Genomic DNA, 14,230 nt, shown 5'->3' with positions numbered 1-14,230 from the left:
TTCACAAAATTTTCAAGATATAGATCTTGACTTTTGCGAACTTTCATGCATATTTCATCACTTACTCTTTTGTGACTTTGTGATTTATAGTTCTTCGCGATTTACTAAATCCATAGAAAAAGCGGGCAGGCAAATTGCTAAATAATCACAAGGATTTTCAAACGGATTGCTGTAACGGACTCTTGCTCCTTTCTCAATCTTAATACTTTGTCCGGTTTCCAAAATGACAATTTCTCCGTCGATTTCAAATTGTTTTTTTCCTTTAATAATATAAGTGAATTCGTCGAACTCTGGTGTTTGAAAAGGTTCGCTCCAATTCGGCGGTGCAACCATATGTGCGATAGAAATACCCGGATTTCCGGTGGAGTTTCCCCAGATTTCCTCGATAAGTTTTCCGTCGGTTGTAGGAACAAGGAATGGTGATTTTTGAATTTTATATTTTGACATGCTACTTTTTTAAGAGGCATAAAATTACAAATTTAAATTTTGGACGACTTTACTTTGAGGCAAATAATTACAAGAGTCGTTTTCAATTTTTAGTTCGAACCAAAGAATCACTTCAATGGTTTTATCATTAACAAAATCAATCGGAATAATTTTTAATTTCTCACTACACTTAAGTAGATTTGTCCGTATTTTTACCCTCAACAAAATTTACACTTATGATACGTTCACTATTATTAGCAGGATTATTTATGGTCTCAGGGACCCTTTTCAGTCAGAATCTTAAAAAAGTTTCGTACAAGGACGGCGTTCAAAAACTCAATGGATTAGTGACTTCCAACGCAGGAAAAAAACTCCCAGGAGTTTTAATTTTACCCGCCTGGATGGGAATTGACGATGAAGCAAAAGCAGCAGCTATTGAGCTGGAGAAACAGGGGTACATCGCTTTTATCGCCGATATTTATGGTGAAGGAAATATTCCAACTGATTATCCGTCTGCCGGAAAAGCGGCAGGATCTTACAAGCAAAATTTCGAAGCATATCAAAAAAGAATTTCTTTGGCGCTAGAAGAATTGAAAAAAAACGGTGCTAATCCAGAAAAAATTGCAGTGATCGGTTATTGCTTTGGCGGTAGTGGCGCCTTGGAAGCTGCGAGAGGAAAACTCCCTGTAGTTGGTGTGGTTTCTATTCATGGTGGTTTAGCGAAAGATCCGGCACGAGTGAATGATGCAATTTCTGCGAAGATTTTAGTCGAACATCCAGCAGATGATGAAAGTGTGAAGCCAGAAGATTATGTTCAATTGGTGAACGAAATGAATGATGGGAAAGCAGATTGGCAAATTATTACGTACGCAAATTCAAAACATACTTTTACAAATCCAGAATCGAAAGATTATAATCCAGTAATGGCAAAAAGAGCTTGGGATCATACGTTGATGTTTTTAAAAGAGATTTTGAAGTAATGTTTTTCTTATTCTTTTGTCTTGAAACAAAAGAATCAAAAGTTCAAGGCTTGGAAACTCCAGCTAAAATTTTATTTTCAAACCTAAAATCTCCAAAACTTGCGCGAATCAAAATTACTTCATGAGTATTAAAATATTGTCGCGCTTCAAACATGGAGATTTTTTAACGGTTTCAAAATAAATTTTCATAACGCCTACGCTTCCTATGCCAGTTGATATTGCAAATTCTTAGTTAGATCTTTTTGGAAAAATTTAAAAAAATAAATCCTTTTCAAAACTGAAAAGGATTTTTTTACATAATGAGTGATTTGATTCTAAAACTGCATTTCAGGAATTTCACCTTCGATGATTAAATCGGCTTCTGTAGATTTCACAATATCTTCAACTGAAACGCCAGGTGCTCTTTCCAAAAGTTTAAAACCGTTGGGTGTGACTTCTAACACGGCCATTTCGGTGACTACTTTTTTCACGCATCCTACTCCAGTTAAAGGCAGCGTACAATTTTTCAAAATTTTACTTTCACCCGCTTTATTTACGTGCATCATCGCGACGATAATATTCTCAGCCGAAGCCACTAAGTCCATGGCTCCACCCATTCCTTTCACCATTTTACCGGGAATTTTCCAGTTGGCGATATCGCCTTTTTCGGAAACTTCCATGGCACCGAGAATAGTGAGATCAACTTTCTTACTTCGAATCATTCCAAAACTAAAAGCAGAATCAAAAAACGATGCGCCCGGAAGTGTGGTGATGGTTTGTTTTCCCGCATTAATAAGGTCGGCGTCCTCTTCTCCTTCAAAAGGAAAAGGTCCCATACCGAGCACTCCATTTTCACTTTGAAATTCAACGGAAAGATCGTGAGAAACGAAGTTAGCAACCAAAGTCGGAATGCCGATTCCGAGGTTTACGTAATAGCCATCTTTTACTTCTTTGGAGATGCGCTGCGCGATTTGTTCTTTTGTAAGCATAATGTAAACTTGAACTGCAATTTATTCAATTTTCATTTCCTATACAAATACTATCGAGACAATCTATAGTATGACCTAAACAAACCGATTAATATCTTTAATTTTGCATCCACCTATTTTTATACGAATGAAAACACTTCTCCGATATTTAAAACCGCATAAATGGTTGCTTATTTTATCTTTATTACTGGCAACGATTAATCAGGTTTTTTCTTTATTTGGGCCAGCGATTACTGGAAAAATTCTGGATCAATTGGTCACTAATCCCAACTTTTTCGACAAAGAAAAACTCTTAAGCAGAAGCCTGGAGGAATATTTATACGGTACCACAATGTATCACGGCGCCTTTTATTTTATAGGACTATTAATTGGTGTCGCAATGGTAAGTAGGATTGCAAAAGCTTTTCAAGATTACACATCGAGCGTCATTACTCAAAAATTTGGAGCCAATATTTTCACAGATGGTTTACAACATTCCATGGCATTACCTTTTCAGGAATTTGAAGATCAAAGAAGTGGAGAAACCTTATCGATTCTGACTAAAGTAAGAGAAGATTCGGTGAAATTCATCAACAACTTTATCAATATCTTCTTTGGGATTTTAGTAAGTATTATTTTCGTTTCTGTTTACGCAATTCAGCTCCACTGGGCAATCATGCCGGTTTATGTGGTGGGAATTTTTTTAATCGCGTTTATTACTAATTTATTAAGTAAACGTATTAAAAAAATTCAGAAAAATATCGTCGCCCAGACCACAAGTTTAGCAGGAAGCACCACTGAAAGTTTGCGAAATATTGAAATTGTAAAAAGTTTGGGTCTGACTCAGCAGGAAGTCAAAAGACTCAATACCAATACGTACAAAATCTTAGGATTGGAATTGAGAAAGGTGAAAAGTATTCGTTCTTTAAGTTTTATTCAGGGAACGTTGGTGAATTTTCTGCAACAAATGATCACCTTGACTTTGCTTTTTCTAATCTTCAAAAACATCGTTACGCCCGGACAATATTTATCGCTGATGTTTTATGGATTTTTTATTTTTGGCCCGATGCAGGAAATCGGAAATATCATCATCTCCTATCGCGAAGCGGAAGCTTCTTTGTTTAACTTCGATAATTTGATGAAAAAAAAGACGGAAGAAAAGCCAAGTAATCCAAAGAAAATTGGCGCGATCAACAGTTTAAAATTCACGAATGTTGATTTTAAACACCAATCGGCGAGTTACAAAGCCTTGAACAATATTTCTTTTGAAGTAAAAAATGGCGAAACGATCGCATTTGTGGGACCGAGTGGCGCGGGAAAAAGTACGTTAGTAAAATTACTTGTTGGTTTGTATCGTCCGAATGAAGGTTCAATCTATTATAACAATATTAATGGAAATGAATTCGATATTGACGAACTGAGAAATCAGATTGGATTTGTGACCCAGGATACGCAACTTTTTGCAGGAACCATTAAAGAAAATCTGCTTTTTGTAAATCCCGAAGCAACGGATCAGGACCTGAGTATGGCGTTAAGAAAGTCGAGCGCTACGGCATTAATTGAACGAGCTGAAGAAGGTTTAGATACGGTCATTGGTGAAGGTGGATTTAAATTAAGTGGTGGAGAAAAACAAAGAATTGCGATTGCCCGAGCCTTGTTAAGAAAACCCCATTTACTTATTTTTGATGAAGCAACTTCGGCTTTGGACAGCATTACGGAAGAAGCTATTACGACAACGATTAGAGAAATTTCAGCCGAAAAAGCCCAGATTACCATATTGATTGCACACCGGTTAAGTACCATTATGCATGCCGATCGAATCTACGTTTTGGAGCGCGGAAAGGTAATTGAAATGGGTTCTCATAATGATCTGCTGGACGATAAAGGATTGTATTATGCGATGTGGCGTCAGCAGATTGGAGAGCGGAAGATTTAGGAAATGATAAATGGGATAAATGGGATAACTGCGAAATTATACTTTTAAAGTAAAAAAAAAACATTTCCCTCAAGAGAAATGTTTTTTATCATTATTAACCTATATTTCTAAAAATTTCTAAGGTCTTTTTCGAACTGTCCTCTGCTCAATTCTTTTCTCAAATTTCTCACCCTGGAAAATTCTCTGAACCATAATTCCAGGAATGTGAATTTCATTAGGATCGAGTTGTCCTGGTTCTACCAATTCTTCCACTTCGGCGATCGTGATTTTTCCAGCTCCGGCCATGGGCGCGTTGAAGTTTCTTGCCGTTCCTTTGAAAATTAAATTTCCGGCGTGGTCACCTTTCCAGGCTTTTACGATGGAATAATCAGCTTTGAAAGCGTGTTCTAAAATATGCATTTTACCCTCGAAATCTTTTGTTTCTTTTCCTTCAGCGACTTCGGTTCCGTAGCCTGCAGGCGTATAAAAAGCCGGAATTCCATGTTGTGCAGCGCGACATTTTTCGGCTAAAGTTCCTTGTGGAGTTAATTCTACATCGAGTTCACCGGAAAGCATCTGTCTTTCGAATTCTGCATTTTCACCCACGTAAGAAGCAATCATTTTCTTTATTTGTTTCTTTTTTAAAAGTAAACCTAATCCAAAATCATCAACTCCGGCATTATTCGAAATACAAGTTAAATCGGTGACATTACTTTCTACCAAAGCATTAATTGAATTTTCGGGAATTCCGCAAAGGCCGAATCCGCCTACGATTAATGTCATTCCATCACTAATTCCAGCAATGGCTTCTTTGGCATTTTTTACTCTTTTATCAATCATCTTTACCCTATAATTTTAAAGTTTGAATTTACGAATTATTTTGGGATCTGTGATTAACGGTTAATTTTGATTACAAAATATTATTTTCTTTGTACGCGAGAGCTTTCATTTTCATGCAATAATTCTCTAATTTAAAAAGCGGGCGCGGCGATATGGCTATACAAACTTATAATTATCGGCAATAAAATATACTGTGGCAGTTCGCATAAATAAATTATTGGTTAGTGAGACCGATTTTTTGCGTGAGGGTTGGAAGCGACATCCTTTTTTTGGCATGGAAAAAGGGTGGAAAAAAAAGATATAGCGGACAGCCCGACTTGAAAGAGGAAATGGAGCGCGAGCAAAGCGAGCGCGCAATGACCAAGTGAGAGGCACGCCCGAAGAATGGAGGACGAAGGTTGGAGGATGAGGATGAAGGTTGGAGGATGAAGGATGAAGGAAAAAAAATGTCTGTATAATAATTGACTGTATATGACTGAAATGCGCCACATTTATCGTGCTTTGCTTTTTTTTGCTAAAGTGTTGGCAGAAAGTATTTTTTGTAGTATTTTTGCAACCTGTTAATCAACCTCTGACGAAGGGCGTGAACGTTGGCTAGCTTGACAAAAACAAATTTTTTTATAAAAAAAATGGATTTATTACAGTACGTACAAGACAAGTACATTGCAAAAAAAGAATTTCCAAAATTCAAAGCCGGTGACACCATCACTGTGTATTACGAGATTAAAGAGGGTGCCAAAACAAGAACTCAATTCTTTAAAGGTGTAGTACTTCAAATTAGAGGAACTGGAGCTACAAAAACTTTTACCATCAGAAAAATGAGTGGTGATGTTGGAGTACAAAGAGTTTTCCCAATGAATTTGCCCGCTTTGCAAAAAATTGAAATTGATAGAAGAGGTAAAGTTAGAAGAGCTAGAATCTACTACTTTAAACAACTTAGAGGTAAAAAAGCGAGAATTAAAGACGCTTCTTACAAAAAGTAATTCGGATTACGATATTAGGAAAACCCATCAATTTAATTTGATGGGTTTTTTAGTGGCAAATAATCTCTTGTGACCTAAGGGGAAAATTGAAGGGAGTTTGCATAAAAAAACCGTCCTGATTAAACAAGACGGTTCAAAGGTATTTATTAAGATTATTTTTTGATAATTAATTTTGAAGAATATTGTACTCCCAATCCTTCTACTTTTACAAGATAAAGTCCGTTCGGAAGTTTTTGGGTATTCACAGCTTCTGAGGCAGAAATTTTCTGACCAGAAACCAACTTTCCTGAGGCATCATATATTTCAACATTAATTTTACCTAAAGTATTTTTTGACGATTTCAAGAAGAATTCATTCTTTGCAGGATTAGGATAAAGGCTGATCGCTGCGCTGATCGCAGATTCATCAGTTGCCAAACCATATTTTGCACACTCGTCCGGCATTGTTGAATCTTGAACCTGATCGGTAATCTTTCCTTTGAGTCCGGCTGAAGCTTTAACTCCTAAACCTCTTTTTGCAAATACACTCCAAATCATGCATTTATCCTCACCTTTCGTGGTGTTTAGTTCCGCCTGTAAAATTGCATCGCGCCCTTCGATAAATGTTGGGTTACAAACCTGTAGTTTTAATGCGTCCGTCACCAATTGCAGGATTCTTGTACTGCCATTCGTAGAGTTCGCCATTACATCAGCTGAATAGCCATATTTTTCCGCATATTTCCAATGGAGATCCCAAAGCATTGTTGCCCATATAAATCCGATGGAGTGAACATCTGGTACCAAAACACCTTTATCATTGGTGTATTCCATTCCTTTTGTTGCGCCGTATTTAAAATTGTTGATCCCTATATCTGGTGAATATAAAGCTGGTCGAATACCTGTTCCCGTAATTGCTTGGGAGGATGCAAACGTCCCGATACCACGCGGTACGTTTTTAGTATCGCCCGGTTTATTAGTTAGCATCAAGGTAAAGAAATCAGACCATCCCTCGCCCATTTGCTCGCTAGAAACATCAGGATTTAAACAACTGTATCCATTACCAGTATTTCTATTTGAAATTCCGTGGCCATATTCATGAATGACAATACCATTATCAAAACTGCCGTCGATTGTCGCCTGCGCAGCGGGATCATATTTTAAAGTAATATTTACTTTTTTATTATTCTGCAATAAACCTTTAATATATTCACCTTCTTCATTTTTAATCAAAACAGTAGAAATATAAATAGAAATATCTTCACCACCCATATTTACAAGAGCAGATCCCGGTAAATTATAAATAATTACTGCTCTGGCGCCAGCAACCTGGGCATTTTTCACTTTGGTAACAAAATCACAACTTCCTCTTTCGATCAAACCGATTTTACCCGCAAGTGATTCTTTGGGTAGAGCTGTACAAGCATCAATAACAGGAGATAATACCACATCCGCAGTTACACCTGAAGGGGTTAATTGTGAGCCGAATGCCGCAGTTCTATTTTGCACTGTCCGGTTCACCGCTTCAGTAGGTAAATTGTAGAAAACCCTTTCAACTAAAGATGGATCCCACAGATACATCTGCATAATGGGCATGGTACCATCTGGCGGAGTTGCAAAGTTTGCATTATTTCGACCTGCACCATCTTGTGCTTCTGCTAAAACATAATCACCTTGGGCGCCACCTTTACCAAAATTATATGCTTGGAAATTACGGGCTTTTTCTGTAAAACCTAAACGGTAAAAAATATCGTGTACCTTATTATTAATATAAAATAAATTGGTTGTGGCTGCGGGAAAATTTACGATGTTCGCATTCAAAACGAAAGGAAAATCGAATTTGAGGTTAGGACCACCGTCTGGCGAAGCTCCTGGCGCATCAGCGTCTGCAATGTCGTCGTATGCATACACGTTATTTCCTCGCGTGACTGTATAATCTTTTGGTTCACTGCCAGAAACACGATGCCAACCATCTGGCGAAGCATCCGTAAACCAGGGATTAGAAACTATGGATCGAGAACCGTGACTCGGACTTTCAATTGGCAAGGCAAATACATTATAAGTTGCGCTTTGCGATGCTAAAGCCAAACTTTGAGTAGCGCTATTTTCTGCACTAAATTTTAAATCAAATCCCGCAGGATCATGCGCAGAATAATCATGCTTTGGAGCATCGTGACTAAAATTGCAGGAAAGGGTCAAGTTTTGTTTACTTAATATTTCGCCGGTTGTAGCGTCTGCAACAATATTCCAATAATTCGAGGTTCCTTTTTCCGGGAAAACAAATTCATAAGACAAAGTTAAGTCGCTGCTTTCAGTTTGATAATAACACAATCTGCTTTTCACATTTTGAACGCCGCTAACTTTTTTCTCGCCGAAACCAACAACCTGATATTGAGATGAATCCTTCAATGAAAGTTGATTTGCAACATTTTCAAAAACAGATTTATTGAATTTGGCAGTTGAAACAGGGTTATCATTAACAAAATTCTTAACAAAGCTTTCCTGGAGGTAGGCAATTTTATTATTTTTAATTAACGCAGTTCCGAACGAATTAAAAACAGGAAGTCCGTTATAGGATTGTTGAATTTTTATGACATCTCCGCCCATGGATTTGGAGAAATCTTCATTAATAATTTCAAAACTGTTTAAATTTCTTTTCAGAAAATCACCTTTTGCTGAAATATGCTCTTGAATGAGGGTCTTAAAGTCTTGGGATTTTGCGTTACCAAATGAAATCAAAAAGCATACGGTAGCTATTTTCAAAGGTAAATTTCTATTCTTCATATATAACATTTAATTGTCGCCGAATTTATAAAAAATAACTTCAAGTTTTGAATTTTTAATATAAAAAAACGCCTCATTTAAAATGAGGCGTTCTATGGTATAAAAACGGTTGGTTATTTACCTTCCATTTTCTTTTTCAATTCTGCTAATACATCTAAATCACCTAAGGTAGATTTTTCTTCGTTGTTTGAAGAACCTGTTGATTTGTTAGATGAAGAGTTTGAAGATTGCTCTCTTACATTTTTCTTTTCTTCGTCTCTGAAAATTCCTGTATGAGAAACTACTACTCTTTTGAATTCTTTGTTGAATTCGATTACTTTGAAATCTGCGCTGTCGCCTTTCTTGATTTTAGATCCGTCTTCCTTCTCTAATAATCTTGATGGACAGAATGCTTCAACTTCTGCGTCTTCAAATTGAACCTGAGCTCCTTTGTCGAATACTTCAGTTGCTGTTCCTGCGTGTACAGTTCCTTCAGCATATTTAGTTTCAAATTTATCCCAAGGATTTTCTTGTAATTGTTTGTGACCTAAAGATAATCTTCTTGCTGCTGTATCTAATTCTAGAACTACAACTTTTAATTGATCTCCAACTGCACAGAATTCTGATGGATGCTTGATTTTTTTAGTCCAAGATAGATCAGAGATGTAAATTAATCCGTCGATACCTTCTTCCAATTCTACGAATACACCGAAGTTTGTAAAGTTTCTTACAATTCCTGTGTGCTCAGAACCTACTGGATATTTAGCTTCGATGTTAGACCATGGATCTTGGCTTAATTGCTTCATACCCAAAGAAATTTTACGGTCTTCTCTATCTAAAGTTAAAACTTCTGCCTCAACTTCGTCTCCTACTTTTACGAAATCACCTGCACTTCTTAAGTGAGTTGACCAAGACATTTCTGAAACGTGAATTAGACCTTCAACACCTGGCGCAACTTCTACAAATGCACCGTAATCAGCAAGTACTACTACTTTACCTTTTAATCTGTCACCCACTTTCATATCAGCAGAAAGAGCATCCCAAGGATGAGCTTCTAATTGCTTCATACCTAACTGGATTCTCGTTTTCTCGTCATCGAAATCAAGGATTACAACTTTTACAACTTGTCCGTCCTCTAAGATTTCTGATGGGTGATTAACTCTACTCCAAGAAAGATCTGTAATGTGGATTAATCCATCAACACCACCTAAGTCAACAAATACACCGTAAGACGTAATATTCTTAACAGTACCTTCTAGTACCTGACCTTTTTCTAGTTGTGCGATGATTTCTTTTTTCTGACCTTCAATATCTGCTTCGATCAATGCTTTGTGAGAAACTACAACGTTTTTAAATTCTGGGTTGATTTTCACCACTTTGAATTCCATTGTTTTTCCTACGAACTGATCATAATCTTTAATTGGCTTCACGTCAATTTGTGAACCTGGTAAGAACGCTTCGATGCCTAAAACATCTACGATCATACCACCTTTTGTTCTTGATTTTACAAAACCGTTTACGATTTCTCCAGTTTCGTGAAGTTCGTTTACTCGATCCCAAGCTTTAAGCGTTCTAGCTTTTTTGTGAGATAATTGTAACTGACCTGATTTGTCTTCTCTTCTGTCAACCATTACCTCAACTTCATCACCTACTGCTAGACCTTGGTTGTAACGGAATTCGTTTAAAGAAATAACTCCTTCAGACTTGAAGTTAATGTCAACAATCGCTTCTTTATCGGTAAGTCTTACAACTCTACCAACAAGAACGTCATTGTCTTGAAGATTTTTAAGAGATCCATTATAGATTTCTTCTAAATCGCTTTTTTCTTGTCTAGACTCAGCGTCAAGACCTGATTCAAATGAATCCCAGTCAAACTGTTCTGGAGCTACGTTTTGGTTCATTAGAACCTCTTCTTTTGTTGTCGTTTCTGACATATTAAAAAAAATTTGTATCCTATACTATTCAATCAATGGCTTAATGTGGGATATTGAAAAATACAGAAGATGTTAGTTGTTAATGTTTTAACTTCGCCAAAGGCTTCCACAAAAAGTGGTGCAAAATTACGATATTTATTGATAAGTCAGCATATTATTAAGTAAAATTCTTCATCATTTTTACAATTAATGGAGCATATAGTACTGCTTTCCCTTAACTTTGCAAAATGGACTTACAGAAAATCTACCAAAACGTGCAGATTCAGGATATGAATCAAATGCAGAAATCTACGTATAAAGCCGCAGAAACAGGAAAAGATATTATTTTACTTTCACCTACAGGATCCGGAAAAACACTTGCATTTCTATTGCCAACAGTCAGAAAGTTAAATAAAAATAATTCTGAAATTCAAGCCATGATTTTGGTTCCTTCTCGCGAATTGGCTTTACAGATTGAACAGGTTTTCAAAAGCATGGGAACAGATTTTAAAGTTACTGTATGCTACGGCGGACACGATAAAAAGATTGAAGTTAATAATCTTGTAGAGTCACCAGCAGTTTTAATTGGTACACCAGGTAGAATTGCTTACCATTTAAAAAATGAAAATTTTGATCCGACAACCATTGAAACTTTGGTGCTGGACGAATTTGACAAAGCATTGGAATTCGGTTTTCATGATGACATGACTTTCATTATTGAATCAATGCCGAATCTCGGTCAACGCATGCTCACTTCAGCCACCGCAATGGCGGACATCCCAAAATTTACAGGAATTAATAATGCGGAAACAATAGATTTTCTAAAAGTACTGGAATCGAAACCTGATTTCCAATTGCGAAAAGTGATGACCACTTCTGAAGAAAAACTCGATACTTTATTCCATTTATTGTGTAAAATAGGAAATAAGCGAACGCTAATTTTCTGTAACCACAGAGATGCAGTAGACCGAATTTCGGATTTGTTAAAAGACAAAGGAATTTCGCGCGAAACTTTTCACGGTGGAATGGAACAGGATGAAAGAGAACGCGCACTACTAAAATTTAAAAATGATTCTTCCCGAATTTTAATCACGACCGATTTAGCTTCCCGCGGTTTAGATATTCCTGAAGTTGAATCGATTGTTCATTACCAATTGCCGCCGAAAGAAGACGCGTTCATTCACCGCAATGGAAGAACTGCGAGAATGAATGCAAAAGGTTTTGTATATCTAATTATGACCGAAGATGAAAATTTCCCTTTCATAAAAAACAATACACCGGAAGAAAAACTCACGCAGGATTATAAAATGCCGGCACGAACTCCCTTTCTAACGCTTTATATAAGTGCGGGAAAAAAAGACAAAGTAAATAAAGTTGATATTGTTGGATTTCTGATTAAAAAAGGAGGTTTAGAAAAAGATGACATCGGTTTGATTGAAGTAAAAGACACTACCTCTTACGTCGCAATCAACCGCCCGAAGATGGTTGCTCTTTTAAAAACATTGGAAAATCAAAGATTAAAGAACAAAAAATTGAAAATTGAAATTGCCTATTAAATATTGTTCTAGCCCAGTAATTTCAAAATTATATTTTATGTAAATTTGCCTTTGTCATCCTTTAGAAAATGAAACTAAATTTACCTGATAAGCTGTATTATTCCATAGGCGAAGTGTCAAAGGCATTTGATGTGAACGCTTCCCTTATTCGATATTGGGAGCAGGAATTCCCCATTATTAAACCTAAAAAGAATAAAAAAGGCAACCGATATTTTACTCCCGAGGATATAAAAAATCTTCAGATTATTTATCATTTGGTAAAACAAAAGGGATATACGCTCGATGGTGCTCGAATTGCACTAACCACGAATTCCAAAATATCTGAAACCGTGTCTATGATTGACCGCTTGGAATTTGTAAAATCTGAACTGCAAAAACTGAAAGAATCACTGGTGGAAAAACCCGAATGATTTGGGTGATTACACCCTAAAAAAATAGGTGATTGTAGTTCAATTGTTACGGATTTAACATAATATTTTTACATGAAATATATGTTATGAGATTCCAAATTCAACTATCGTCAGCTAAGAATTATTTTCTTGGATTTGCAACTTCAGGTTTATTTCTTATCTCCGGTCTGTACTATTTTAACAGCACGAAAGCACCGGAAAATGCACCTACTACTTTTACCGGGAACACATCTGAAGAAAAATCGAATCTTACAGAATTTAATCCGAACGACCTGACAGAAGTACAATGGAAAGAATTGGGATTTTCTGAACGCCAGGTTCAGACAATTTTAAAATATAAATCTATTCTGGGTGGAAAATTTGATTCTAAAGAGCAAATACAGAAATGTTATGTTATTTCAGAAGAAAAATTTAATGAATTAGAGCCCTGGATTCTTCTGCCAGATCACACTACTTCAACGTCAAGTACTCCGCGTTTCGTAAGTAATTATGGAAGCGGTCGCCAAAACTCCTATTATTCGAAATCTTCTTATCAAAATAAAAAAGAACTTACAATAAGCGGTAAATTTAATCCTGACACTTATTCTGTGACTGACTTTATGAATTTGGGATTCAGCGAAAAACAAGCACTTTCCATTTTAAAGTATAAAGGTTACTTAGGTGGAAGTTTTGTAAGCAAAGAAAAATTTAAAGATTGTTTTGTTATCAGCGAAGAAAACTATCGGCGACTCGCACCTTTTCTCTTGTTACCAGAAAAGACTCCGGAGGGATTCACCACCCAGAAAAATTATCAACCGCAAAATCTGAAGACGGAGAAAAAAGAACTCGCTTATGAACCTTTTGATCCAAATCTTACCGATTTTGAAGGCTGGAAAAACTTAGGATTTTCGGAAAAGCAGGCGCAAGTCATCCTAAACTACCGCGATCGAAATTTAAAAGGAAGTTTTAAAAGTTTAGACGATATCTCACGATGTTTTGTGATCTCCCCAGAGAAATTTGAATCTTTAAAACCATTCATTGTTTTAAATCCCGAAAACATTAAGGAAAAGAAAACTTCCTACATTAATTCTATTTCATCTGGATCTACAGACAATTCTATGAAAACAGGTGCGATTTTAAATCCCACCGATTTTAGCAAAACAGATTTAAACGAAATTACATTTAAACAATTAATAGAATTTGGTTTTGATGAAAGGAGTGCTGCCAGTTATATTGGCTTCCGTAATAAACTGGTCGGTTTTATCACAAAAACTCAAATTATGGAAACCTACAATATTGATAAAGATCTTGCACAGAAATTAGTCGATATCGCACCTTTATTTACAGACAAAGTTCCAAAATATTCTTTAATTGATGCTCCCGAAGAATGGTTGAAAAATCATCCATATTTTAAATATTATGCTGATAAGGTAATCTACTACAGAATTTCCTATTCTGATGAAAGTAAATTTTTCCGAACAATGAAAATTAAACCTGAAGCCGAAAAAAGAATGAAACTTTATCTAAAATAAAAGTACTTTTC

General features: G+C 36.2%; 11 protein-coding genes. 6 read left to right on the top strand and 5 right to left on the bottom strand.

What is annotated here, in order from left to right; translation table 11 throughout:
* Nucleotides 1-84 precede the first annotated feature (84 nt).
* Nucleotides 85-447, bottom strand: a complete 363-nt coding sequence (locus LC814_RS01120; RefSeq protein WP_226064513.1) for a cupin domain-containing protein — start codon at nucleotides 445-447, stop codon at nucleotides 85-87.
* A gap of 215 nt (nucleotides 448-662) precedes the next feature.
* On the opposite strand from LC814_RS01120, the gene LC814_RS01115 reads away from it, so the two are divergent.
* On the top strand, nucleotides 663-1,406 hold the full coding sequence (locus LC814_RS01115; protein ID WP_226064512.1) for a dienelactone hydrolase family protein: 744 nt from the start codon (nucleotides 663-665) through the stop codon (nucleotides 1,404-1,406).
* A gap of 314 nt (nucleotides 1,407-1,720) precedes the next feature.
* Here the strand turns inward: LC814_RS01115 and LC814_RS01110 are convergent, their stop codons facing one another.
* Nucleotides 1,721-2,374, bottom strand: coding sequence for a CoA transferase subunit B (locus LC814_RS01110; protein ID WP_226064511.1), 654 nt, complete (start codon nucleotides 2,372-2,374; stop codon nucleotides 1,721-1,723).
* 127 nt (nucleotides 2,375-2,501) lie between these two features.
* Here LC814_RS01110 and LC814_RS01105 point away from each other — a divergent pair, with 127 nt between their 5' ends.
* Nucleotides 2,502-4,289, top strand: coding sequence for an ABC transporter ATP-binding protein (locus tag LC814_RS01105; protein WP_226064510.1), 1,788 nt, complete (start codon nucleotides 2,502-2,504; stop codon nucleotides 4,287-4,289).
* A 117-nt stretch (nucleotides 4,290-4,406) separates the two neighbouring features.
* Here the strand turns inward: LC814_RS01105 and LC814_RS01100 are convergent, their stop codons facing one another.
* Entirely contained in the window at nucleotides 4,407-5,108 is a 702-nt protein-coding gene (locus tag LC814_RS01100; RefSeq protein ID WP_226064509.1) for a CoA transferase subunit A, read from the bottom strand.
* Between the two features lie 629 nt (nucleotides 5,109-5,737).
* Between LC814_RS01100 and rplS the strand changes: the two genes are divergently transcribed.
* On the top strand, nucleotides 5,738-6,091 hold the full coding sequence (gene rplS / locus LC814_RS01095) for a 50S ribosomal protein L19 (protein WP_226064508.1): 354 nt from the start codon (nucleotides 5,738-5,740) through the stop codon (nucleotides 6,089-6,091).
* A gap of 152 nt (nucleotides 6,092-6,243) precedes the next feature.
* On the opposite strand, the gene LC814_RS01090 is transcribed toward rplS, so the two are convergent.
* Entirely contained in the window at nucleotides 6,244-8,850 is a 2,607-nt protein-coding gene (locus tag LC814_RS01090; protein WP_226064507.1) for a T9SS-dependent M36 family metallopeptidase, read from the bottom strand.
* A 113-nt stretch (nucleotides 8,851-8,963) separates the two neighbouring features.
* The gene (gene rpsA / locus LC814_RS01085; protein ID WP_226064506.1) at nucleotides 8,964-10,763 is read right to left on the bottom strand and encodes a 30S ribosomal protein S1; all 1,800 of its coding nucleotides are present in this window, start codon (nucleotides 10,761-10,763) and stop codon (nucleotides 8,964-8,966) included.
* 227 nt (nucleotides 10,764-10,990) lie between these two features.
* Between rpsA and LC814_RS01080 the strand changes: the two genes are divergently transcribed.
* From LC814_RS01080 to LC814_RS01070, 3 genes are all read left to right on the top strand, one after another.
* On the top strand, nucleotides 10,991-12,298 hold the full coding sequence (locus LC814_RS01080; protein WP_226064505.1) for a DEAD/DEAH box helicase: 1,308 nt from the start codon (nucleotides 10,991-10,993) through the stop codon (nucleotides 12,296-12,298).
* A gap of 68 nt (nucleotides 12,299-12,366) precedes the next feature.
* The gene (locus tag LC814_RS01075; protein ID WP_226064504.1) at nucleotides 12,367-12,708 is read left to right on the top strand and encodes a MerR family transcriptional regulator; all 342 of its coding nucleotides are present in this window, start codon (nucleotides 12,367-12,369) and stop codon (nucleotides 12,706-12,708) included.
* 86 nt (nucleotides 12,709-12,794) lie between these two features.
* A complete protein-coding gene (locus LC814_RS01070; protein ID WP_226064503.1) occupies nucleotides 12,795-14,219 on the top strand; it encodes a helix-hairpin-helix domain-containing protein in 1,425 nt (474 codons plus the stop codon).
* The last annotated feature ends 11 nt before the right edge of the window (nucleotides 14,220-14,230 follow it).

It is taken from the genome of Kaistella polysaccharea, from assembly GCF_020410745.1.
Classification (GTDB): domain Bacteria; phylum Bacteroidota; class Bacteroidia; order Flavobacteriales; family Weeksellaceae; genus Kaistella; species Kaistella polysaccharea.
Note: the sequence above shows the minus strand (reverse complement) of the source record. Positions and strands in the feature narration are given on the sequence as shown.

Excerpts from the sequence above, each read along its gene's own strand:
- LC814_RS01080 (WP_226064505.1), top strand. The coding sequence starts at position 10,991 with ATGGACTTACAGAAAATCTACCAAAACGTGCAGATTCAGGATATGAAT.
- LC814_RS01115 (WP_226064512.1), top strand. The coding sequence starts at position 663 with ATGATACGTTCACTATTATTAGCAGGATTATTTATGGTCTCAGGGACC.
- LC814_RS01070 (WP_226064503.1), top strand. The coding sequence starts at position 12,795 with ATGAGATTCCAAATTCAACTATCGTCAGCTAAGAATTATTTTCTTGGA.
- LC814_RS01110 (WP_226064511.1), bottom strand. The coding sequence starts at position 2,374 with ATGCTTACAAAAGAACAAATCGCGCAGCGCATCTCCAAAGAAGTAAAA.
- LC814_RS01105 (WP_226064510.1), top strand. The coding sequence starts at position 2,502 with ATGAAAACACTTCTCCGATATTTAAAACCGCATAAATGGTTGCTTATT.
- LC814_RS01120 (WP_226064513.1), bottom strand. The coding sequence starts at position 447 with ATGTCAAAATATAAAATTCAAAAATCACCATTCCTTGTTCCTACAACC.
- rpsA (WP_226064506.1), bottom strand. The coding sequence starts at position 10,763 with ATGTCAGAAACGACAACAAAAGAAGAGGTTCTAATGAACCAAAACGTA.
- LC814_RS01100 (WP_226064509.1), bottom strand. The coding sequence starts at position 5,108 with ATGATTGATAAAAGAGTAAAAAATGCCAAAGAAGCCATTGCTGGAATT.
- rplS (WP_226064508.1), top strand. The coding sequence starts at position 5,738 with ATGGATTTATTACAGTACGTACAAGACAAGTACATTGCAAAAAAAGAA.
- LC814_RS01090 (WP_226064507.1), bottom strand. The coding sequence starts at position 8,850 with ATGAAGAATAGAAATTTACCTTTGAAAATAGCTACCGTATGCTTTTTG.
- LC814_RS01075 (WP_226064504.1), top strand. The coding sequence starts at position 12,367 with ATGAAACTAAATTTACCTGATAAGCTGTATTATTCCATAGGCGAAGTG.